General features: G+C 70.4%; 17 protein-coding genes. 3 read left to right on the top strand and 14 right to left on the bottom strand.

What is annotated here, in order from left to right:
- On the bottom strand, positions 1-189 hold a 189-nt coding region (infA, locus tag VFZ39_RS14310; protein WP_330866447.1), incomplete at its 3' end, for a translation initiation factor IF-1.
- A gap of 331 nt (positions 190-520) precedes the next feature.
- The gene (locus VFZ39_RS14305) at positions 521-1,951 is read right to left on the bottom strand and encodes a sulfatase (protein WP_330866446.1); all 1,431 of its coding nucleotides are present in this window, start codon (positions 1,949-1,951) and stop codon (positions 521-523) included.
- A 171-nt stretch (positions 1,952-2,122) separates the two neighbouring features.
- Between VFZ39_RS14305 and VFZ39_RS14300 the strand changes: the two genes are divergently transcribed.
- Positions 2,123-2,938: a helix-turn-helix transcriptional regulator gene (locus VFZ39_RS14300; protein WP_330866445.1), complete on the top strand. Its 816-nt coding sequence runs from the start codon at positions 2,123-2,125 to the stop codon at positions 2,936-2,938.
- On the opposite strand, the gene VFZ39_RS14295 is transcribed toward VFZ39_RS14300, so the two are convergent.
- The 4 genes from VFZ39_RS14295 to VFZ39_RS14280 are packed head-to-tail and all read right to left on the bottom strand — an operon-like array spanning position 2,895 to position 13,629.
- On the bottom strand, positions 2,895-5,180 hold the full coding sequence (locus tag VFZ39_RS14295) for a transglutaminase-like domain-containing protein (RefSeq protein WP_330866444.1): 2,286 nt from the start codon (positions 5,178-5,180) through the stop codon (positions 2,895-2,897). The two genes, VFZ39_RS14300 and VFZ39_RS14295, sit on opposite strands and share 44 nt — an antisense overlap.
- Positions 5,177-6,370 carry a DUF58 domain-containing protein gene (locus tag VFZ39_RS14290; protein ID WP_330866442.1) on the bottom strand — a complete coding sequence of 398 codons (1,194 nt, stop codon included), beginning with the start codon at positions 6,368-6,370 and terminating at the stop codon, positions 5,177-5,179. The genes VFZ39_RS14295 and VFZ39_RS14290 overlap by 4 nt, the downstream gene beginning before the upstream one ends.
- Before the next feature lie 5 nt (positions 6,371-6,375).
- Positions 6,376-7,344, bottom strand: coding sequence for a MoxR family ATPase (locus VFZ39_RS14285; protein WP_330866441.1), 969 nt, complete (start codon positions 7,342-7,344; stop codon positions 6,376-6,378).
- An 18-nt stretch (positions 7,345-7,362) separates the two neighbouring features.
- On the bottom strand, positions 7,363-13,629 hold the full coding sequence (locus tag VFZ39_RS14280) for an Ig-like domain-containing protein (protein ID WP_330866440.1): 6,267 nt from the start codon (positions 13,627-13,629) through the stop codon (positions 7,363-7,365).
- 180 nt (positions 13,630-13,809) lie between these two features.
- Here VFZ39_RS14280 and VFZ39_RS14275 point away from each other — a divergent pair, with 180 nt between their 5' ends.
- Positions 13,810-14,910 carry an FHA domain-containing protein gene (locus VFZ39_RS14275; protein ID WP_330866439.1) on the top strand — a complete coding sequence of 367 codons (1,101 nt, stop codon included), beginning with the start codon at positions 13,810-13,812 and terminating at the stop codon, positions 14,908-14,910.
- Complete coding sequence (locus VFZ39_RS14270; RefSeq protein ID WP_330866438.1) at positions 14,907-16,316, top strand: serine/threonine-protein kinase; 1,410 nt, start codon at positions 14,907-14,909, stop codon at positions 16,314-16,316. Before VFZ39_RS14275 ends, VFZ39_RS14270 begins: the two co-directional genes overlap by 4 nt.
- 2 nt (positions 16,317-16,318) lie before the next feature.
- Here VFZ39_RS14270 and VFZ39_RS14265 read toward each other — a convergent pair whose 3' ends face one another.
- The 8 genes from VFZ39_RS14265 to rpsE all read right to left on the bottom strand — a co-directional run bounded on the left by VFZ39_RS14265 (position 16,319) and on the right by rpsE (position 22,661).
- Positions 16,319-17,371, bottom strand: coding sequence for an LLM class flavin-dependent oxidoreductase (locus VFZ39_RS14265; protein WP_330866448.1), 1,053 nt, complete (start codon positions 17,369-17,371; stop codon positions 16,319-16,321).
- A gap of 56 nt (positions 17,372-17,427) precedes the next feature.
- On the bottom strand, positions 17,428-18,453 hold the full coding sequence (locus tag VFZ39_RS14260) for a TerC family protein (protein WP_330866437.1): 1,026 nt from the start codon (positions 18,451-18,453) through the stop codon (positions 17,428-17,430).
- A 36-nt stretch (positions 18,454-18,489) separates the two neighbouring features.
- Positions 18,490-19,329: a type I methionyl aminopeptidase gene (map, locus tag VFZ39_RS14255; protein WP_330866436.1), complete on the bottom strand. Its 840-nt coding sequence runs from the start codon at positions 19,327-19,329 to the stop codon at positions 18,490-18,492.
- Between the two features lie 26 nt (positions 19,330-19,355).
- Positions 19,356-19,931, bottom strand: coding sequence for an adenylate kinase (locus VFZ39_RS14250; RefSeq protein ID WP_330866435.1), 576 nt, complete (start codon positions 19,929-19,931; stop codon positions 19,356-19,358).
- Entirely contained in the window at positions 19,932-21,236 is a 1,305-nt protein-coding gene (gene secY / locus VFZ39_RS14245; RefSeq protein WP_330866434.1) for a preprotein translocase subunit SecY, read from the bottom strand.
- 180 nt (positions 21,237-21,416) lie between these two features.
- The gene (rplO, locus tag VFZ39_RS14240) at positions 21,417-21,857 is read right to left on the bottom strand and encodes a 50S ribosomal protein L15 (RefSeq protein WP_330866433.1); all 441 of its coding nucleotides are present in this window, start codon (positions 21,855-21,857) and stop codon (positions 21,417-21,419) included.
- Between the two features lies 1 nt (position 21,858).
- Positions 21,859-22,041 carry a 50S ribosomal protein L30 gene (gene rpmD, locus VFZ39_RS14235; protein WP_330866432.1) on the bottom strand — a complete coding sequence of 61 codons (183 nt, stop codon included), beginning with the start codon at positions 22,039-22,041 and terminating at the stop codon, positions 21,859-21,861.
- Complete coding sequence (gene rpsE / locus VFZ39_RS14230; protein WP_330866431.1) at positions 22,041-22,661, bottom strand: 30S ribosomal protein S5; 621 nt, start codon at positions 22,659-22,661, stop codon at positions 22,041-22,043. The genes rpmD and rpsE overlap by 1 nt, the downstream gene beginning before the upstream one ends.
- Between the last annotated feature and the right edge of the window lie 24 nt (positions 22,662-22,685).

Raw genomic sequence — 22,685 nt, 5'->3', positions numbered from 1 at the left:
GAGGTCGTACGGCGAGAGCTCCACCACGACCCGGTCCTCGGGGAGGATCCGGATGTAGTGCTGGCGCATCTTGCCGCTGATGTGGGCGAGCACCTTGTGCCCGTTGGTCAGCTCGACGCGGAACATGGCGTTGGGGAGGGCTTCCACGACGGTGCCCTCGATCTCGATGACGCCTTCCTTCTTCGGCATGTCCTCCACAATCCGTTGGGTGTGCTTCTGTCTACCGTCGACCCGCGAACCTCCGGCTGAAGCCGGTGGACCTCGTGCAGCGGTTCCGGGTCCCCATCCCCGGGCGCACACGATCCCCTCGGTGAAGGAGATCGACGGGCGTCCGGGCAGCCGCGAGGCACCACGAAACGCGACCCACGTTGGGCCGACACGCCAGTGTACGGGGTGCGCCGGACGAATCCCTAATCGGAACGGGCCGAGCTCACAGGCCCCGATCACTCCGTCTCACCGCCGTTCGAGTGCCGGAACGAACAGCACCGCACGCGCCCGAGCGCTGGTCAACAGCAGTGGGTCAACGGCATTGACTGCCGTCGCATTCCCGCAGCGTGAACAGCAGCTGCGCGAGCTCCTGCTGCGGCTGGGCGTACGCTGCGCGGCCGGCCAGGTTCGTGAGCTCGAACGGGTCGGCCACCAAGTCGTAGAGCTCCTTGCGACCGGTGGCGCGCTCGACGTACTTCCAATTGCCGTCGACGACCCCGCGGTAGTGCCAAGGCGGTGTCTCCGTGTCGCTGTTCGCTGTCGCCTCGAGCAGCACGCCACGACGGGCAGGACCCGCACTCCCTGGGTCGTGCAACAGCTCGAGGAGGCTGGCACCGTCGACGCTTGACGGGGCGGGAAGCCCCGCCATGGCCATCACGGTGGCGGCGAAGTCGATCTGGCCGGCGACCTGGTGGACCTCGGAGCCGGCCGGGATCCCCGGTCCTCGGACCAGGAATGGGATCCGGTTGGCGACCTCGTAGGGGGTGCTCTTGCCGCCTCGGATGCGGTGCTCGCCGAGCATCAGGCCGTTGTCGGAGGCGAAGATCACGTACGTGTCGGCCAGCTCGCCGGAGTCCGTCAGCGCCTGCATGATCCGAGCGACCGCATCATCGATCGAAAGGCTCGCCTCACGCCGCTGCTGGAGGTGCTCGGTGATCCCCCGGATGTCGGTCGACGACAGTCGCGTCGGACGGATCGGCTTGTCCGACACGTCGGCCTCGTCGAACGAGGGATCCGTGTTGGTGAGGCCCGCGAACCGGTCCCGGTACACCGGCTTCACGTAGGGGCTGGGGTAGCCGGCGACATCGTCGGGGTCCCTGGGCTGGCCGTCGTGGGGCGCGACGATCGAGGTGAAGAGGAAGAACGGCTCCTCCTGGGGGGCGTTGCGCGCGACGAAGTCACTGGCGAGCGCCGCGATCGTGTCCGTCTGGTAGCCCGAGATGGTCTGGTAGCCGCCTCCGGTCCCGCGGTGGACGTACCACCGGGTGCCGGTGTAGCCGTACAGGGCGGACGGCACCATCCACTCGTCCCATCCCGGCGGGCGGTACGGCGGCGCGTAGCCGTTCAGGTACTTGCCGATCAGGCCGGTGCGGTAGGTCGGCGTCAGCCAGGTGGCGAGCGTGGACTGGTCCCGGAACTTCCGGAAGCCTCCGCCGGGGGCAGTGTTGCCCAGCACGCCGTGGTTGTGCGCGTACTGCCCTGTCAGGAGCGTTGCCCGGGCCGGGCAGCACAGCGGGAACGGCGCGTAGAAGTCCGTGAAGGAGACGCCGGCGGCACCGATCAGCTGCCTCACACGGGGCATCGCTGCGAGATCGTCCACCCGACCGTCGTCGACCAGAACGAGGACGACGTTCGGTGTGCCCTGGGCGGCCGTCGCCGGGGCACGGGTGGCACCGGCAGTCACCAGTGCAGTCGACGTGGCCGCGAGGAGCCCACCGAGTGCGAGCCTGCCGAGCATCCGCATGAGTCCCCCCTGGGGGAATCGTCGCCCGCGAGCGAGCCCTCGGTCGATACGCACCTCTACTTAGCCGAAAAGGGTGAAGTGTGAGCGGACGGAGCGCGCAGCGACCGCCGGCCTTTAACGGCTCGGGTCCCTGACTTACTGTGTGGGAACGACGACCCGTCTGGGGGGAACATGACGGAGTTCGAGGGGGAGTACGCGAGCTGGTTGGACCTCGCCGACACCCGGATGCGCACAGCGCCGCACGGTCTTCCCCGCGAGGTAGTGGCACGGCGATTGGCTCGGACGTTCGGCTGCTTCGCCGGAGAGGCATGGATCGAGCGGGACGGGAGTCTCGGGATCGAGTACTGGGACGTCCCGCCTGGGCATCCGGCGGCGGTCCAGCGTGAGCGCTGGCACGGACGTTCCGCATCAGAGCACCCCGTGGTCTGGTGGCTCCGCGAGACCGGTGACTCGACGGCGACCACGCTGACGCGAGCACGCGGCCGACTGCGGTCCGGGACGTGCGAGCGTCCGCGCCCCGCCCACGTCAGCCGCTCAGAGCCTGAGCTGTGGATTCCGGCCCGTTGCTCGGACTCCGACTACCGGTCGTTCCTGCTCGCGAGGTCGAGGGAGGACTTCTCCGACGACGAGCTCACTCTTGCCTGCCGGCTGCAGCCGCTGATCACGCTCCTGACCCGGCGCGGCCCGACCCGCCGAGGCGGGCGCAATTCCGCCGACCTCACCGCGCGAGAGCTGGCCGTCCTGAGGCTGCTGGCGAGGGGCGAGACGGCGGCAGGCATCGGGCGTCAGCTCGGCATCTCGCGCCGCACCGTGCAGAAGCACCTGGAGCACCTCTACCGCAAGCTGGGCGTGAGCGACCGACTCCTCGCCGTGCGCACCGCGCTGGACGCGGGGCTGATAGCGGAGCCGCCCGGGTTGCCACGCGCGTCGGACGACGCGCGGCTCACCGGTGTAGACGGAACGTCCGCAGCGACAGCGCGGCCCTGAGCCTGCGTGCCCGCGAGACCCCGGCGGACATCGTCGACCGGTAGGCGTCCACCGCCTCCCAGTACGCCGCGGCGGCGTCCGGTTGCGGTGGTCGTGGTCCGAACACGTGACTGTCCGCGACCTGCGCCAGCGTCGGAGCCTGTCCCGAGGCCCCGACGCCGGTCAGGACGAGCGACTCCTCCCGACGGGTCACGCCGGTGACCGCCACCCCGAGGTCCCGGGCGTGGTCGGTGACCTCCCGCCAGCCACCCGCGAACCGGGCCGAGACCGACTCCGCCGAACGGCGCCGCCGCCGGCGGAGGGTCTTGGCGCCGAGGATCACACCGGCCACGGCCAGCATCAGGAGGAGCGGGACCACGACGTAGGTGAGGACGGCGACCAACCACCCCGGCAGCGAGAAGCCGTCGTCGGTCTCGCGCTTGTTCCGCAGTGCGTTCAGCTCGGCGTCCGTGGGCTCGCCGACCGTGCTCGGCGGGGGGATCGCGGCCGGCGGTGGCACGTTGGTGCCGCTCATCTGCTCCTCCTCGCGCGGCGGGAGCTCGGCGGGTCGGTCGAAGTCCATGAACAGCTCGGTCGGCACGGTCCTCCACGTGCCGTCGGCCGCCTGCACCTCCACCCACGCCTGGACGTCCTCCCCCTTCACGTTGCCCCCCTCGGGGACGACCGCTCCCATCACCACCCGGGCCGGGACACCGATCTGGTTCGCCAGCAGGGCCATCCACGCGGCGTACTGCTCGTCGTTGCCGACGATGATCGGGCTGTTGATCCCGCCGTCCGCGTCGGAGAGCCGCGCCTGGTGGTGGCCTGGGAGGTAGAACCGCTCGGACGCCCGGACCCCGTCGCTGTACTTGCCGTCGGACTTGAGCCGGTCGGCGATGTCGAGCACCTGCTCCATGGGTCGGGTCGAGCCCGCGCTCCAGTCCTGCGCCTGCGCGGTCAGGAATCCCGCGGTTGCCTGGGCGAGCCCGATGAAGCTTGCCGGGGCGGTGTCTCCTGTCAGCTCCGCGTCGGTCAGCGTGGTCCGGAGCGTGTAGCGGTCGCCCGGCTGCAGCCCGCCCGGCACGACGCCGGTGGAGGTGGCGAGGTTGTACCGGAACGTCTCGGCCTGCGCGGCCGCTCGCTCCCCGCCGAACTCCATACCGGTCAGCGCCCCGACGGTCGGCAGCCAGACGCCCGACCAGCCCTCCTCGAGCTCGATCGTCACCTCCGCCTGAGGACCGGTCGCCGGGTTCGAGATCTGCGACGACACCCGTTGGAAGGTCCCCTCGACCGGCCCGCCGAAGGTGCTGTCGTTGCTGGCGCCCCAGACGACCCCGTCGTACTCGTCGAGGGCGGCGAACCGAATGCGGGTGCCCGGCTCGACGCCCGACACGGTCATCAGCGGCTGGTCGTAGAGGTTCTCGGGATCCGGCTTGGGCTGCTCGACGTACCGGCGGAAGGACGCGAGCGGTGACGGGTATCGGCCGACGTCGAACGGCGGCTCGACGTGGTCGCGCAGCACGAGCCGGTGGTCCTCCGCGCCCGAGGACCACGTCGCGACCGGCAGGGCCAGCGCCGCCGCCACCGCGACGAGCACCGCGCCGCTCACCAGTCGTAGCCGGCGGACGCGGCTTCCGAGGTCGGTCGCGGCGTCGTGCACGACCCGGCGCTGCGAGCGAACGGCGAGCCACCCGAGTGCCAGGGCGGCGTAGGCGACGCCCTGCAGCCACAGCGACTGGGGCTCCCTCACGCCGAGCAGGATGACGAGGGCGAGCAGGGCGGTTGGCACCAGCACGGGCAGCACCACCGCCACGAGCCCGCGCCCTCGTGAGCTGACGGCCAGCGATGCGGCCAGCGTCCCGAGCAAACCGGTGGCGAGACCGAGCAGCCACGGGAGGCTCAGCAGGGTCGAGTCGGCGTCGACCGGCGGCAGTGTGGTGAGGAGGTCCTTCCAGCCGAAAAGCGCGTGGTCGGCGAGCAGCCGCAGCGCGTCGGGGCCGGGCCAGCGCCGGAGCACGATCGGCGCGCCGAGCAGTGCGTAGCAGGCGAGCGTCAGCATGACCGGTGCCACGAACGGCCAGCCGAGGCTGCGCGACACCCGGGCGACCACGACGCCGAGCACGAGCCCGAGGACGCCCACGACGGCGAACCCGATGCCGGCGTACGTCGGCGCGAGCCCGATCAGCGCGAGCACCGACAGCGTGCCCAGAAAGGCGAGATCGACCCACTCGTCACGCGTGGGGAGCCAGGTCCGGCCGGTCACGACAGACTCCAGCGCAGCACAGCCGCGAGCTCGGAGAGCTCAGCCAGGTGCAGGACGGGCATCCCGCCCGCGTCGGTCACCCGGGAGCGACCCGTCGGATCGATGGCGAGGGCGTAGCGGCGGACCTCGGGCGCGAAGGAGGACGCCGCTCTCAGGTACTCCTCCAGCGTGGTACCCCGACCTCCGACAAGGAACAGCAGCGAGGTGTCCGGTGCCATCCTGGCCGCGTCGTGGCCGCCGCTGACGACGCCCCGCCGCCCCTGCTCTGCGCGACACACGGCGTCGAGAGCGAAAGGTCCGGTCCCACCGGACACGGCGTGCTCGCCGCACACGAAGGACACCTCGAACTCGTCGACGAGGGCCCGGATGGAGATCGAGGCGGCGACCGACATGGCCAGCTCGAACTCGTCCTCGTCGCGCCAGACCTCCGGGCGGTCGTCGACGACGATCGTGGCATGGCTGCGGCGAGTGTCGAGGTACTGGCGCACGAGCAGCTGGCTGTCGCTGGCGGATGCCATCGCCTTCGCCGACGAACGCCAGTGGACGTGGCGCAGGTCGTCGCCGGGCACGTACTCCCGCAGCGCGTGGAAGGCGAGATCGCTCGCGGTGACGGCGTCGGTGGTCACGCCCTCGAGGTCGCGCAGCAGGCCGCCGGCGAGCGACTCCAACGGGGTCATCGGTGGCCGCACCAGGATCTCGGTCAGCGGCGTCCAGCCGACGTCCCGTGAGAAGGCTCCCAACGGGTCGCCGCGCCGCGTCAGGGCCGGCCCCACCGCGATCACGCCGCGCCGTCGGGTGCGGATCGTGAAGGACTCCTCGTGGGAGCCACCCGCTGCCAGGCTCGGCAGCGGGTACCGGTGGACAGCCGACCCCACCGGGACCTCGAGCAGCGTCGGCAGCAACCGCCGGTCCGCGATGTTGGTGACCCGCAGTGAGCCGACCACGCTGTCACCGGCGGTGACCCGCTGCGGCTCCAGCCGCAGGTCGACCCGGACCGAGGTCCGCCCCAGGAGGAACGGCAACGCGAGGGCGATCACGATCAGGCAGGCTGCCGCCACGACACTCGCCTCGAGCCAGCCGGTGCTCCGCGCGGCGAGCAGCAGCAGTACGGCGAGTCCCAGCAGCATCCACCCCAGCGGGTTGACGACCGCCAGGACGGCGACGGCAGCTCGGCGCAGCCGGGACAACACGTGGATCAGGCCACCCGATCCGTCGGGGGTGCGACCGAGTCGAGCAGTCGGCCGATCACGGTCTCGACCGTGATGCCGCTGAACTGCGCCTCCGCATCGAGCAGCAGCCGGTGGCACAGGACCGGCTCGGCGAGCACACGCACGTCGTCCGGGAGGACGTGGTCACGGCCGTCGGCGGCGGCCCAGGTCTTGGCGACGCGGATGAACGCGAGGCAGCCGCGGGCCGAGAGACCCAGCTTGACATGGGGTTGGCGACGCGACTCCTCGGCGAGCTCGGCGACGTACCCGACCACCGCCGGGTCGACGTAGACGTCGTCGGCCAGACCGCTCATCTGGCTGATCGCCTCCGAGGTGATCACCGGGGTCACCAGCGAGGCGCGGTCGCGCACCTTGGCGTTGACGAGGAGCTCGACGGTCGCGTCGCGGTCGGGGTAGCCGACCGAGGTCTTCATGAGGAACCGGTCGAGCTGTGCCTCGGGCAGCCGATAGGTGCCCGCCTGCTCGATCGGGTTCTGGGTCGCGATCACCATGAAGGGCCGCCCGACGGGTCGGCTGACCCCGTCCACCGTGACCCGGCCCTCCTCCATCACCTCAAGCAGCGCCGACTGGGTCTTCGGCGAGGCGCGGTTGATCTCGTCGGCCAGCACGATCGAGTGGAAGATCGGCCCGGCGTGGAACTCGAACGAGCCCTGGTGCTGGTCGTAGACGGTGACGCCGGTGACATCTGCCGGCAGCAGGTCCGGCGTGAACTGGATCCGGGCGTGGCTGCCTTGGACGGTGTTGGCCAGCGCCCGGGCCAGCATCGTCTTGCCGGTGCCCGGAAAGTCCTCGAGCAGCATGTGGCCCTCGGACAGCAGGCAGGTGAGGGTGAGCCGTACGACGTGGCGCTTGCCGAGCACGGCTCGCTCGATGTTGTCGGTCAGGAGGTCGAACGTCTGCCGGAACCAGGCGGCCTGTTCGGGTGAGATGGTCAACGTGGTGCGTCCTTTCGGCTACTGCCAGGTGAGGTGGTTGGACTCGATGCCGTTGCAGGTGGTCCACACCTGACGCCCCGGCCAGCCGTAGTACGGTCCCGGCTCATAGGTCCGGTTGCTGTCGATCCACCTCTCCAGGTACTGGCCTTCGACGCCGTCCTCGAAGAAGCAGCGGATCCGGTCGTCTGTGAAGTTCTCTGTCGAGATCCGGATCTTGGCGCAGCTGGCGTTCAGGCAGTCAGTGCCGGTCCCGTCGTACTGGCAGTCGGGCAGGCTGCTCCCGGGCTGGTCGCTGCACCGCGAACCCTTGGCGATGGTGACCTTGGGCTGCTTGCGTTCCGGCGTGGTGTAGCGGTCCTCGACCCTCACCTCAGCGCGCGCGGGTGAGGTGTCGCCGAGGTGGATCAGGATGATGTCGGACTTGTAGGCGTCCAGCTGCACCTTCTGGGTCGTGAAGGTCTGCACGTCGACGCTGGACATGGCGTAGGACTCGTTACGGATCGCGTCGGAGTCCCCCGAGCGCGATGTGACCCGCACCCGGCCCGGGTCCCCGTTGTTGTCGACCGTGATGGTCCACCAGACCTCGTAGACGTTGACGTCCACCTCCCGCACGTGCGGGTCCGAGGAGATGATGTGGCCGGGCGCGAACGGGCCGTAGGCCTGGACGGCCTTCGTCCCCGACTGCGAGCAGCTGCCCTTCTCGTTGCAGACCTGGAGCTGGATCGAGTGCGCGCGGTCGTTGTCGCCCACCGAGACGTCGACGGTCTGTGCGCCGGTCCGCTGCTGGGTGTTGCGGGCGACTCCGTCGACCAGCACCGACACCTGGCTCTGGGCACCGCGCGAGGGCGGGACCGTGAAGGTGACCCGGGCCTGGGCGTTCGCGCCGGTGGGAACGACGGACCAGGACTCGTCCCAGGCGGCGGGCTGGCCGACGGCCGCCCACTGGGTGCCCGGGCCGGCGGGTGAGGACTGGGCGTCGGCGACTCCACCGTTGTTGGTCGCCTTCACCGCGTAGCTGTAGACCGTGCCGTCGTAGGTCAACCCGGTGTCGTCGCAGGACGTGGCCGCGATACCGCTGCACTGCGCGAGCGGCTGGCCGTTCCGCAGCACCGTGTACCGGACCGGGGTCGGTCCGTTCGGGTCGACCGCGTTCCAGGCAACGGTGACCGCGGTGGCGCCGTCGCCGGTCTGCTGGTCGGTCACGGTCGACGCCGCGGGCGTGGCCGGCCGCCCGATCGACTGGAACGCCTCCGACGTGCGCGGAGTGCCGTAGTCCAGTGCGTTCTCGGCGACCACGGTGAAGACCTGCGCCTGGTTGTTGTTCAGGCCCGACACCGTGATCCGAGGCACGGTGGTCGGGCGACCGCCGCTCGGTCCGCCCTGGTAGCTGACCCAGTAGCGCTGGATCGCGGACGTCTGCGTCGTCGGCGGCGTCCACCGCAGCGAGATCGTGCCGTCACCCCGGCCCACCATCTCGATGGGACCCACGACGCCCGGCTTGGCATCCGGCGTGGCGGGCGCCGACCTGTCACTCCACTCCGACTCACCCACGGCGTTGACGGCCCTGACCTGGAACCGGTAGGTCTCGCCGTTGACCAGGCCCCCGAGGTCGCACGTGGTCGTGCCGCAGCGGGTCACGTCGCCGCGGTCGTCTCGCACCTCGTAGTACTCGATCGGGGCACCGTTGTCCTGCGGTGCCCGCCAGCTCAGGGCGACCTCCTCGCTGCGGACGGTGCGGCCCGGGACGGGGGCGGTCGGGGTGTCCGGGACGTCGAGCACCTCGAGCTCGACGACGCCCTCGACCTGTCGGTCGTCGGAGAGCGGGTCGTCGACGTCGCTCATCACGACCCGGAACCGTGCGGTGCCGTCGACCCGCGGACCGGTCGTCAGGGTGAGCTCGGAGGCGTCGCTCTTGACGGCCCGGACGTCGAGATCGCTCTCGGGAACTATCGAGATGATCGTCGGCTCCGGCTCGGGCACGCCCGGGTTGAGGTAGGTCGAGAGGTCGATGGTCCGCGTCTCGCCCGCCTTCATGTCGGCGATCCGGATCGGACTCAGGGACGGCGGCGGGGTGTCGATCACCCGGATCGGCAACAACGCGGGTACGCCGCCCTCGGTCCGCAGCTCGAGCTCGGCCGTCACGCCGACGTCCGCGCTGCCGGAGGCGGCGATCTCGATCACCCCGCCCTCGGGCTCGACGATGCTCAGCCCGTCGAGCGACGACTGCCAGTCCGCGGTGAACACCAGGTCGGCGGCATCGGCGGGGTCGGTGGTCCAGGCGTGGCAGACGGACGCGACGTCGATCTGCATCGTGGTGCCCTGCGGGATCTCCAGTGGCTCGGTGGGGCAGCGGAGGAACGGCCGCTCCTCACCCACCTGCACCGGGACGGTGAGGACCGCGGTCTGACCGTCGGGATCGTCGACGCCGCTGCCCGTCGTCACCTCGAACGTCACCGCCCCCGGGCCCTCGTAGTTCTCGCCGGCCTCGACCCGGAACGTGTCCTCGTCGACCACGGTCGCGCCGACCGACCCCAACGGGCTCGGCCAGATCCGGTTCTTGAGCGTGAGCTGCAGCGGGCCACCGGACGGATTCTCGACGTACTCGTCGAGATCCACGTCGACGGCCTGCCCGGGATCGACCTCGATCAGGGCGTCGCTGTCGACGTACGGCAGCCCGTTGCTGGCGGGTGGCACGTACAAGGACGCCGTGGTGGCGCCACCGTCTGCGTCCTCGACCCGGAACGGGACGACGAGCGGTTGGTCGCCGCGGACGACGGTGACGGTGCTGCCCTCCACCTCGGCCACGACTCCGGCAGGCGGCAGCACCTCGGCGACCACCAGGTCCTCGCTGGGACCGTCGGGGTCGTACGCGGTCTCGAGCACGTCGACCTCGACCGACTCGCCGTCGTCCGCGTTGCCGAACGCGTCGAACGCGACCGGTGGGTTGTTGTACGGCTCGGCGGTCCGGACCGTGACGGTGCCCCGCGACGACGACAACCCGTTGCCCACCTCGTAGACGACCTCGACGGTCCGACCGCCGCGCTCGTCCGGTACGTCGACCTCGAGCGGACCGATCGGCGACACGAGGCGCACGCCCTCCGGCTTGTTGGGCAGGTCGACCGTGACCGGGTCACCGGAGGCGATGTGGTCGTTGGCCAGGATGTCGATCGTCGCAGTGCGTCCGGGCTCGACCGTGAGGGTGTCGTCGACCGCCAGCGGCGGTTGCGGAGCACCCGGGGGAGCCACCGCGATCCGGGCGGTGCCGACGGCAGTGCCGCCGTAGGAGTCGGTCACCTCGTAGGTGAAGCTCTCGGTGCCCGAGCTGCCGGGGAACGACTGGTACTGGATGGTGTTGGCGCCGGTTCGCACGACGCGGCCGAGGGACGGCGCGGAGGTGATGCCGAGCATCGTGACCGCGTCGCCGTCAGGGTCCACCCCGGCACCTGGGAGGCGCAGCGTCACCGCCTCACCGGCGACCAGCCGCCCTTCCAGCGTCGGAGGCTCGGGTGGCTGGTTGGTGCGGTCGGCCGGAACGACGGTGACCTCGATCTTCCCGGGGGCAGACACGCCCTCGGTGTTCGCGGCCAGGTAGGTGATGACGTACGACTGCACGTCCGGCAGGTCGGCCGGTGCGACGTACCGCACGAAGTTGCCGGTCACGAACGCCTGCCCGGTCGGCACCTTGTCGTCGCCCTGCGGGCGCACCGTCAGCGAGCCGGCCCGCTCCCCCACGACGTGCTCGACCAGTGTCAGCTCACCCCCCGACGGGCTGAAGTCGTTGTCGAGCGCCGGGATCGCGATCGCGGCGCCGGCCCGAACGGTGACCCGGTCCTTCTCGGTCACCGGGACGTCACGCTCGGGCTCCCGCTGCGTCACGACGATCTCCCCCTCGACACCGGACCGGCTGCCGTTGGTGATCTCGTACCGGACGACGGTCGGGTTGTCCGTGAGCTGTGCCTGCGCCGCGGCGACCCGGACCCAGCGGCCGTCGACGACGGCGACGTCGAGCTGTCGCGGGTCCTTGGCGACGGCCCGCTGGACGGTCAGCATCCCGCCGGCGGGGTCGAGGTCGTTGCGGAGGACGTCGACCAGCACCGCCTTCTGACCGCTGATCAGCGCGGTGTCGGGCATGGCGACCGGTTCGTCGGGTGGCCGTTCCGGGTTGCGGACGTCGATCCGGATCGTGCCCTGAGCGAGGGCCGCGTTGCCGTACGCCGCTTCGTAGTCGAGGAAGTAGGTGTCGGCGACGCTGCTGGTGAAGGTGACCGTGCCCTCGACCAGGTCGGTCTTGGTCTGCGCACCACCCGGAGAGGTCAGCCGCCCGGCCAGCGTCAGCTTCGCCTCCGGCGTCAGCGGGTCCGACCCGGGCTGGTCGTTGTCGAGCGGCGCGATCTCGATCGGCTCGCCGACCTGCCCGCTGATCACGTCCGGCTCGGCGACTCCCGGGAAGGCCTGCCGTTCCTTGGGATCCTGCACATCGACCGTGAAGCTGCGCTCGACGTCACCGCCGATGCCGTCGGACACCGTGTAGCTGATCTCGAGCGGGCCCCCGACCGGCGGAGCAGTCACCCGGAGCTGGCCGCTCGCGGTCGGCCGAGCGTCGGCGCCGCTCTTCACGCCGCCGTCGGTCTCCGCCCCGGTGACGACGATCGGGTCGCCGTCGGCGCGGTCGCGCCAGTCGGGCAGCACCGGGATGTCGAGGACACCACCCGCCGGCACCGTCCACTGCTTGGGCTCGAAGCCGAGCCGGAGTCGCGGGTCGGTGTTCTCGGTGGGCTGCCGGATCGGGACCGTGACCGTCGCGTGGGCGGTCTTCCCGTCCCGGCCGTCGTCGATGTAGTAGACGAAGCTGGTGCGACCTCGGGCACCGGGTGGCAGCGTGAGCTGCACCGTCTGGCCGTCGGGGCTGATCGTGGCGGCGCCGCCCTGGCCGGCCACGGGGTCGATCGAGCGGATCGACAGCAGTCGGCCACCCGGCGCGGTGTCGTTGTCGAGCGGGTGCAGGACGGTGGTCCGACCGGGCCTCGCACCGAGCGTGTCGGGATTGGCGACCGGCGGTCGCTGGTCGCCCTGCTGCTCCTCCTGCTGCTCCTCCTCCTCGTCGTCCTCGGTCGCCTTGCGCTTGAAGGCGTCCCAGTCGTCGAGCCGCGTGGGCTGCTCGGTGTCGATGTTCCAGACGGCTCCGGTGGTGCGGTCGTTGAGCAGGATCTGGTCGCGGTTGACCCGGAACACCAGGTCGCTGGTGGGCGTGCCGAGGCCGACCGCCCGCGGCTCGGAGTCGCCGCAGACGGTGACGACGGCACCGCCCCCACCGGACCAGGCGCCGTAGCGGCAGTCACCCAGCCGCACCGGCGCGGTGGGACGTCCCGCAAAGCCGTCGGCGAGCACGGTCGGCTCCCCACCGTCGAGCGGCACCGAGAGCAACGCGTCGTCGGTGGCGACGAGCGCGGCGTCGGCCGCCGGCGCGGACTGCTGGAGCACGCCACCCACCGGCACGTCGGAACGAGGGGCCGGCGACGCGTCGCCGCGCGCCAGCGCCCACACCCGGCCGGCGACCGGATCAAGGAGGACCGGCGTCTCCCCCACGGCGCTGAGCTGCGCGCTCTCGTCGACGTCATCGGGCAGGTCGGTGGTCACCGGGGACTCGAAGCGCGGTCCCCTGCGCTCGAGCTGGGTGAGCGTGCCCTCGTCCGCCGAGACCACGAGGACGTCACCCCGGCGCGACACCGCCATCGCCGCGGACCCGCCGGCCTCGTGCAGCGGACGGGTCTCGCGGTCGAGCTCCTGCACCGAGACCGGGCCGACCCCGGGGTCCGAGACGACCGCCCACACCGCGCCGTCGTCGGGCGATGCGACGGCGACCGTTCCGGCTCGGGTCTCCACGTCGGCGCTGCCCGGGATCGCGGCGACGTCACCCTCCGGATGCTCGACGGTCGCCGGGTCGATCGGCGAGAGGGAGCCGCCACTGCGGTTGACACCGAGCACGGTGCCGCCGTCCTGCACGACGTCGAGGTCGGCGCCGAGCTCGGCGAACAGGCCGCCGTCCATCTGCCCGACCGGTTTGTTGACGCGGCCGAAGTAGCCGTCGGTGTTGCTCGTGACCCAGATGCCCCCGTCGTTCAGCTGGGCGTCGTGGCTCTTGTAGCCGTCGGCGGCGACCGCGAGCACGACCACGGTTCCGCTGGCCAGGAGCAGCGCGAGGGACGAGGCGATCGTGGTCTGCCGGCCCCGGATGGCGTGCCTGACTCGCGCGGTGCTCCACGTACGCACGCTGAGTCGACCCACGAGACTCTCCCCGTCGTTCTTCCAAGGGGTGACAACTCACTCACCCCGTGTGTCCCGGGCGAGCCACAGCAGCGTATGCGGGCCTCCCGAACAGACCAAATCTCGCTGGTGCACCTACCCTCGGTGCGGCGCCCTGAAACACTGGGACGTCACTCGGGACACGTGAGGAGAACGCGGGAAGTGGACGTGCGTTACGCGCCGGGCCGCGGTGTCCTGCTCTCGCGCGCCGGCCGCTGCCTCCTCGTGGGCGTTGCGCCGGAGACGGTGCCGGGACTCGTCGACCGGCTCTGGCAGGTCCTCGAGCAGCCTGACCCGGCAGACACGGTGCTCGCGACGGTCCGTCGTCACGCCCCGGGGGTCGCGATGGCGTACGTCGACGCGGTGACCGGTCGGCACCTGGCCGAGCTGCCGGGGGTCGTGGAGCGGGTCGGGGACGCGTGGCGGCTCGGCGCCGGTGAGCCGGGCTCCCGACAGGTGCGCCTGCCCCTCGTGGAAGGCGTGGTGGCCGCGGCCGTCGTCGAGGTGACGGACCAGGCCCCGGAGGCGTACGGGCCCTCGCCTGCTGGGCCGCTGATCGACGCCATCCCACCGGAGATCCTCGCTGCCGGGCCGACCGCCGGTGGTGCCCCCGCCGTACCGACGCCGGTTCACCCGCGCGACGACGTGCAGACCGATCGCGCCGTGCCCGACCTGGACCACGACCACCGCACCCGGCGGCGGGACGCGGCCGGTCCCGCACCCACGGCGCACGGCTCCGCGGGTCACCTCGAACAGACCACGTCGGACACGGTGCTGGCGGTCAGGTGCCCGGCCGGGCACCTGACCGACCCGCTGGCCCCTGCCTGCCGGTCCTGCGGCGGCGCCGTCCCCACGCAGGAGCCGCAGCGCGTGCTGCGACCGCCGCTCGGGGTGCTGCGGCTGCCCGACGGGGCCGAGGTGCTCCTCGACCGGCCGGTCGTGCTCGGCCGACGGCCGGCCACCTCCGGACCGGGCGACTGGCCCCACCTGGTGCAGCTCCCCGTGGAGTCGACGTACCTCTCGCGGAACCACCTGCGGATCGACCTCGACGGGTGGCACGTGGTCGCCCGCGACCTCGGCTCGCGGGGTGGAACCACCGTGTTCGCACCCGGCCGCGATCCCGAGAAGATCCGGGGTCAGGAACCCCACGTGCTCGAGCACGGAACCGTGATCGACCTCGCCGGTGTCTGCCGGGTGACCATGCTGACGGCGACCCCCACGATGCCCTCCACCTCGCCCCCTCACCCGGAGGCCACCACGTGAGCGGACCTCGGATCCCGGGCTACACCTATCTCCAGCACCTCGGCAGCGGCGGCTTCGCGGACGTCTTCCTGTACGAGCAGGCATGGCCGCAGCAACGGGTGGCCGTCAAGGTCGTCCGCGCCGGAGTCACACTGACCGACCACGAGAAGTCGCTCTTCACGAGCGAGGCCAACGCGATGGCGCGCCTGGCCGACCATCCCTACATCGTGGACGTGATCACGGCCGGGGTGACCGACCCCGAACAGGGCGCTCGCCCGTACCTGGTGATGCGCTACTGCCCGCCGCCGGACCTCGGCGCACGGGTGCGAGCCCAGCCGATGACGGTGCCCGAGGCGGTCAGCACCGGCATCAAGCTGGCGAGTGCGATCGAGACCGCCCACCGGGCCGGCATCCTGCACCGGGACATCAAGCCGAGCAACGTGCTGGTCACGACCTACCAGGAGCCCGCCCTTACCGACTTCGGGATCGCGGGCCACGTCTCGGACGTCGACCAGGAGCACGAGATCCGGATCTCCTACCCGTGGGCTCCGGTGGAGATGATCGAGGGTACGTCCAACGGCAGTGTCGCCTCGGACGTGTACAGCCTCGGCGCCACGATCTGGAACCTGCTGACCGGCCGATCACCGTTCTCCGTGCCCGGCGGCGACAACTCCTCCCACGCGCTGACGACCCGCGCGCTGCACGCCGCCCCGCCATCGCTGCAGCGTCCCGATGCGCCTCCTGCGCTCGACCGGCTGCTGCAGATGTGTCTCGCCAAGCGGCCCGAGCTGCGTCCGCGGAGCGCCCTGGAGCTGGCTCGCGAGCTGCAGCGGATCGAGTCGGCCGCCGGCTACTCGCGTACGCCGATCGCGGTGGCCGGCGACCAGCCGGTGGTCACCGCGACCCCGCCGCCGGACGCCGGCGGCGATGCCACGGCGCTCAAGCCGGTCAGCATCGATGTCACCGGCCCTGGGCGACCGGCGGATCCCGCAGCGGCACCCGTCCCGGGGCCGCCGAAGAAGCCGGTCAGCCGAGCCACCACCGTGTGGGGCGCCGTGGGGACGGTGGTGCTGTTCGGGCTGGTCGTGGCGCTCGTGACCATGCTCGGCGGCAGCGACCGGCCGGACCGTCCGGCCGACATCGAGCCCGACCCGTCGTTCACGCCGAGCGACGTGGTGCCGGAGGCGCCGATCCCCGAGCCCGCCGTCCGGGGCCGGCGCTCGGGCCGTGACGTCACGTTCACCTGGCGCGTCGTGGGCGGCACCAAGGCCGGCGACACCTGGGTGTGGCGCCGTCCCGACACGGGCGAGACCGCGCGAGGTACCGAGCAGCGGCTCACGGTCACCGCGTCCCGGCGGGTCTGCCTGCAGGTGCAGCTGATCCGGGACGGCGAGCCGTCGACCTCGACCCAGAAGTGCGTGGAGTGACCTCAGCCGGCCAGCGCGAGTCCCAGCAAGCGGAGTGTCTCCTCGCGCGCAGGTGAGCGCGTGGGATCGGTCCCCGTCCAGGCCCCGGCGACGGGGTGGACCATGACCTCGTCGACCTCGTGCTCCGTCGCGAGTGCCTCGATACGGCCACGGGCGGTGTCCGGGTCGGCGATCACCCAGCGGTCTCGCATCGCCGTGACCAGGTCATGGTGCGGCGATGGGAGCTCGTGCTTCTCGGCCTCCTCGACGAGCCGCTGCGGTGTGAGCGGTTGCCCGGTGCGCAGCTCGACCATGGCCAACAGCTGGGGCAGCGCCAGCCTGTCTGCCTCCTCCTGCGTCGACGCGACCACGGCGTTGACGGTGAGGAACGTGCGTGGCTCCGCAAGATGCGCCGAGGGACGGAACGAGTCGCGGTAGAGCGCCAACGCCTCGGCCGTACCCGCACCGGAGAAGTGGTGGGCGTAGACGTACGGAAGACCACGTTCGGCCGCGAGCCGCGCGGAATAGTCGGAGGAGCCGAGCAGCCACACGTCGGGCACGCTCGTGGCGTGCGGTGTCGCCCGCAGTGCGTGCGTCCGACCGGCGACCGAAAGGGCCGCACCACCTGGGTTCATCATCGTGAGCACGTGATCGACGTACTCGGGGAAGCGGGTCACCGCCTCGTCCGTCACCCCGCCGGCGCCATGCCGAAGCGCCCACGACGTCACGGGATCCGTGCCAGGCGCCCGTCCGATACCCAGGTCGATCCTTCCCGGGTACGCCGCCTCGAGCAGCGCGAACTGCTCGGCCACGACCAGCGGTGCATGGTTCGGGAGCATCACCCCGCCCGACCCGACCCGGATCCGCTCGGTCGCGGACGCCACCATCGCGATCAGCACCGGCGGGTTGGTGGCGGCGACGGCCGGCATGTTGTGGTGCTCGGCGAGCCAGTACCGACGGAAGCCGTGGTCGTCGGCGACCGCGGCCAACGACCGGGTGGCGGCAAGCGCATCGCCGGACGTCTGGTCGCTGCGAACGGGCACGAGGTCCAGGACGGACAGGGCTGGTGAGGGCATCACGTCTGACAACGTCCGGGGCCGGGGCGCGATTCCCGCACCGCCGGAGACATGCCCTAGTCGTCCTCCCAGTCACGACGCGGGCCGGTCGCGGCATCCCGCTGCAGCTGGCTCAGCCCGCCGGACTTCATCAGCGAGAGCACTGCGGTGACCGCCAGGGTCGCGATGATCACCGTCAGTGAGAGCCAGATCGGGATCTCGAGCCAGTCGTAGTCGAGGTGCTCGCCACCGTTGATGAACGGGACCTCGTTCTCGTGCAGGGCGTGGAAGATCAGCTTGACTCCGATGAAGGCGAGCAGGAACGCCAGCCCGTACGACAGGTACACCAACCGTTCGAGCAGCCCTCCGATCAGGAAGTAGAGCTGTCGCAGCCCCATCAGCGCGAAGATGTTCGCGGTCAGGACGAGGTAGGGCTCCTTGGTGATTCCGAAGATCGCCGGGATCGAGTCGAGGGCGAAGAGCAGGTCGGTGGTCCCGAGCGTGAGGATCACGATGAAGAGCGGCGTGATCATCCGGGCGCCGTTCTGCTTGACGAAGAACTTCTTGCCGTCCCACTCCTTGGTGGCCGGGAACCGCTTCTCCACGAACAGGACGAGTCGGTTCTCCTCGTACTCGTCCTCGTCCTCGGGGCCCTCCTTCGCCAGCTTGACAGCCGTGTAGATCAGGAACGCGCCGAACACGTAGAACACCCACGAGAACTGCTCGATCGCCGCGGCGCCGACGGCGATGAAGATCGCCCGCATGATCAGGGCCATCACGATGCCGACCATCAACGTGTACTGCTGCAGCTCGCGAGGCACCGCGAACTTGCCCATGATGATGATGAAGATGAACAGGTTGTCGATGGAGAGCGAGTACTCCACCAACCAGCCCGCGTAGAACTCACCCGCATAGGTGCCGCCGGAGGTCCACAGCACGCCGAGCCCGAACAGCAGGGCCATGCCCACGTAGATCGAGAGGTAGGCCGCGCACTCCTTCATGCTGGGCTCGTGGGGACGCCTTCCGACGATCGCCAGGTCGAACGTGAAGATCACGATCGTCACCGCGAAGGTGACCCACCAGACCCACGGTGCTACGTCCACGTGCTGTCCCTTCGTCGCCGGATGCTTGGGTGGATCTCAGTGCCCCCCGAAGGGGACGCCGAGCTCGGCCAGCCGCCTCTCACCGCCGTCGAGCGCCGTCAGCACCCACGCCCCGTCGGGCGTCAGGGTGAAGGTGTGCTCGTAGTGTGCCGACCAGCTTCCGTCGACAGTACCGACCGTCCACTCGTCGGGCAGGAGCGTGGTCTCGCTGCTGCCCAGCGTGACCATCGGCTCGACCGCCAGCGCGAGCCCGCGGACCAGCTTGGGGCCGCGGCCGGGGCGGCCGTAGTTGGGCACGTTCGGCGGCTGGTGCATCGCCGAGCCGATGCCGTGGCCGACGTACTCCTCGAGGATGCCGAAAGACCCGCCGGTCGGGTGCTCCTGGGAGCGTACGTAGGACTCCACCGCGTGCGAGATGTCGGTGACCCGACCACCGAGGCGAGCGGCGGCAATCCCGTGCCACAGCGCTTCCTCGGTGACGCGCATCAGCTCAGCGACGTCGGCGGCGACCTCGCCGACGCCTACGGTGATGGCCGCGTCGCCGTGCCAGCCGTCGACGATCGCGCCGCAGTCGATCGAGATCACGTCCCCGTCCTCCAGCACCCGATCACCCGGGATCCCGTGGACCACCTCGTCGTTGACGGAGGCACAGATCGAGGCGGGGAAGGGTGGGTGGCTGTAGCCCTTGAACGACGGGACCGCACCGGAGGACAGGATGTGGTCCTCCGCCAGCGCGTCGAGCTCGCCGGTGGTGACGCCGGCCTTCACGGCGTCACGCAGCAGCTCGAGGGTACGGCCGACGACGAGGCCGGCCAGCCGCATCTTCTCGATCTGCTCGGGCGTCTTGATCTCCACGCCGCGGTCCCGAAAGGACACCTGCTACTCCCCTGCTCCGGACGTCGTCACGACTGGGGAACGTCGTCAAGTGCGTCGAAGATCCGCTGTGTCACGTCCGGCACCTCGCCCATGCCGTCGATCTCGATCAGGATGCCGCGGGAGCGGTACACCTCGATCAGCGGCTCGGTCTGCTCGGCGTACAGCTCCTGGCGGCGCCGGATGACGTCCTCGGTGTCGTCGGCGCGACCCTCGACCTGGGCGCGGTGCAGCAGCCGGCTGACCAGCTCGTCCTGGTCGGCTGTCAGCACCAGGGCCGCGTCGAGACTGTGACCGGTCGACGAGATCATCGCGTCGAGCTCCTCGACCTGGGCGAGGGTGCGGGGGTAACCGTCGAGCAGGAACCCCGGCTCGGCGTCGGGCTCGTTGATCCGGTTGCGGACCATCCGGTTGGTGACGTCGTCGGGTACGTACTCGCCGGCGTCCATGTAGCGCTTCGCCTCGACCCCCAGCTCGGTGCCCTGCGAGACGTTGCTGCGGAAGATGTCGCCGGTGGAGATCGCCGGGACGTCGAAGTGGTCTGCGACGTACTGGGCCTGAGTGCCCTTCCCGGCTCCTGGTGGGCCCATGAGGATGAGGCGCATTTAACGCAGGAATCCTTCGTAGTTGCGCTGCTGGAGCTGGCTCTCGATCTGCTTCACCGTGTCGAGTGCGACGCCGACCATGATCAGGATGGAGGTGCCGCCGAAGGGGAAGTTCTGGTTCGCGTTGATCAGCACCAGGGCGATCAGCGGGATCAGGGAGATCAGGCCGAGGTAGAGGGCGCCCGGCAGCGTGATGCGGGACAAGACGTAGGACAGGTAGTCCTCGGTCGGCTTGCCCGCCCGGATCCCGGGGATGAAGCCGCCGTACTTCTTCATGTTGTCGGCCACCTCTTGCGGGTTGAAGGTGATCGACACGTAGAAGTAGGTGAAGAAGATGATGAGGCCGAAGAACGCTGCCATGTAGAGCGGGTGGCTGCCGACCACGAAGTAGTCGTTGAGGATCTGCACCCACTTGGCGTTGCTGGTGCGGTTGAACTGCACCGCCATCGCCGGGAGGTACATCAGCGACGACGCGAAGATCACGGGGATGATCCCCGCCTGGTTGACCTTCAGTGGGATGTACGTCGAGGAGCCGCCGAACATCTTGCGGCCCACCATCCGGCGCGCGTACTGGACGGGGATCCGCCGCTGCGCCTGTTCGATGAAGATGACCGCGGCGATGATCACCAGGCCGATCACCATCACGATGCCGAACACCCACCAGCCCTGTCCGATCCGGACCTGCCACAGCGAGCTCGGGAAGGTCGCGACGACCTGGGTGAAGATCAGCAGCGACATGCCGTTGCCGATGCCGTGCTCGGTGATCAGCTCGCCGAGCCACATGATGACCGCGGTGCCGGCCGTCATGGTGATGACCATGATCAGGAACGTCGAGGTCCCGTTGTCGTGGAGCAGCGGCAGCGTGCACCCGCTCAGCAGGTCGCCGGAGCGTGCGAGCGCCACGATGCCGGTCGCCTGGAGCAGGGCGAGCCCGAGCGTGAGGATGCGGGTGTACTGCGTGATCTTCGCCTGCCCCGCCTGGCCCTCCTTCTTCAGCGCCTCGAGCCGTGGGATCACCACGACGAGCAGCTGCAGGATGATGCTGGCGGTGATGTAGGGCATGATGCCCAGCGCGAAGATGGTCAGCTGGAGGAGCGCGCCTCCGGAGAACAGGTTGATCAGGCTGTAGAGCCCGGCGTTCTCACCCTGCGACGCGAGGTCGAGGCACTCCTTGACGTTGGCGACATGGACTCCTGGCGCCGGCACCTGCGACCCGAGCCTGAAGATCGTGATGATCAGCAGGACGAACAGCAGCTTCCGCCGCAGGTCCGGGGTCCGGAATGCGTTGGCGAACGCGCTCAGCACGACTTCCTCTTTCTCCAGCTGGGGGCGGCTCTCGCCCGGCTCTCACAGGGCTTGACCGGTCGGGACGAGGCCCGGGGAAGCCTAACAGGCGGCCCCGCTGCCCCGGATGTGCGTCGGGGCGCGGTCCGGGCCCGTCGTACGGGTTGGTCCGCGCCCCTCGGCGGTTGGGTCAGGGACGACTCAGACAGTCGTCGTGGTTCCTCCGGCAGCCTCGATCTTCTCCTTGGCGGAACCCGAGAACGCGTGCGCGGTGACGTCGACCTTGACGGCGATGTCGCCCTGGCCGAGGACCTTCACCGGCTGGCCCTTGCGGACCGCGCCCTTGGCGACGAGGTCCTCGACGGACACGGTGCCACCGTCGGGGAAGAGCTCACCGAGCCGGTCGAGGTTGACCACCTGGAACTCCACCTTGAACGGGTTCTTGAAGCCCTTCAGCTTCGGCAGCCGCATGTGGATCGGCATCTGGCCGCCCTCGAACGCCGCCGGCACCTGGTTGCGGGCCTTGGTGCCCTTGGTTCCTCGACCGGCGGTCTTGCCCTTGGATCCCTCACCTCGACCAACCCGGGTCTTGGCGGTCTTGGCACCAGGCGCGGGGCGCAGGTGATGCAGCTTGAGAGTCATGTCACTCCACCTCTTCGACCGTCACGAGGTGACGGACGGTCTGGACCATTCCCCGGATCTCGGGGCGGTCCTCCTTGATCACGACGTCGCCGATCCGCTTGAGGCCGAGAGTGCGCAGGGTCTCGCGCTGGTTCGCCTTGCAGCCGATGGTCGACTTCTTCTGCTGGACCTTGAGCTGTGCCATCAGGCCGTCACCTCCTGCGAGACACCCTCGGGCACCTCGGCGCGGGCCTTCAGCAGCGCGGCGGGAGCGATCTCCTCGACGGGCAGACCGCGTCGCGCGGCCACCGCCTCGGGCTGCTCGAGCATCCGCAGCGCCTCGACGGTCGCGTGGACGATGTTGATCTGGTTCGACGAGCCGAGCGACTTGCTCAGCACGTCGTGGATGCCGGCGCACTCCAGCACCGCACGCACCGGGCCACCGGCGATGACACCGGTACCGGGCGCGGCCGGACGGAGCAGCACGACTCCGGCGGCCTTCTCACCCTGCACCGGGTGCGGGATGGTGCCCTGGATGCGAGGGACGCGGAAGAAGTTCTTCTTCGCCTCCTCGACACCCTTGGCGATGGCGGCCGGGACCTCCTTGGCCTTGCCGTAGCCGACGCCGACCAGACCTTCGCCGTCGCCGACGACCACGAGGGCGGTGAAGCTGAAGCGACGACCACCCTTCACGACCTTGGCGACTCGGTTGATCGCAACGACGCGCTCCAGGTAGGCGGTCTTGTCGGCGCCGCCGCGACGATCGTCGCGACCGCGGCCCGACTGGCGCTCGCCACCGCGCTGTCCGCGCTGGGCTCCGCTCATAAGACTGTTCCTCTTCTCTTTCTC

The sequence above is a fragment of the Nocardioides sp. genome (genome assembly GCF_036374615.1).
Taxonomy (GTDB): Bacteria; Actinomycetota; Actinomycetes; order Propionibacteriales; family Nocardioidaceae; genus Nocardioides.
The sequence above is the reverse complement of the archived record's forward strand: the minus strand, read 5'-3'. Positions and strand labels throughout refer to the sequence as shown.

Coding starts and splice junctions, on each gene's coding strand:
- VFZ39_RS14305 (WP_330866446.1), bottom strand. CDS start 1,951: ATGCGGATGCTCGGCAGGCTCGCACTCGGTGGGCTCCTCGCGGCCACG.
- VFZ39_RS14300 (WP_330866445.1), top strand. CDS start 2,123: ATGACGGAGTTCGAGGGGGAGTACGCGAGCTGGTTGGACCTCGCCGAC.
- VFZ39_RS14265 (WP_330866448.1), bottom strand. CDS start 17,371: ATGCCCTCACCAGCCCTGTCCGTCCTGGACCTCGTGCCCGTTCGCAGC.
- VFZ39_RS14250 (WP_330866435.1), bottom strand. CDS start 19,931: ATGCGCCTCATCCTCATGGGCCCACCAGGAGCCGGGAAGGGCACTCAG.
- rplO (WP_330866433.1), bottom strand. CDS start 21,857: ATGACTCTCAAGCTGCATCACCTGCGCCCCGCGCCTGGTGCCAAGACC.
- rpmD (WP_330866432.1), bottom strand. CDS start 22,041: ATGGCACAGCTCAAGGTCCAGCAGAAGAAGTCGACCATCGGCTGCAAG.
- rpsE (WP_330866431.1), bottom strand. CDS start 22,661: ATGAGCGGAGCCCAGCGCGGACAGCGCGGTGGCGAGCGCCAGTCGGGC.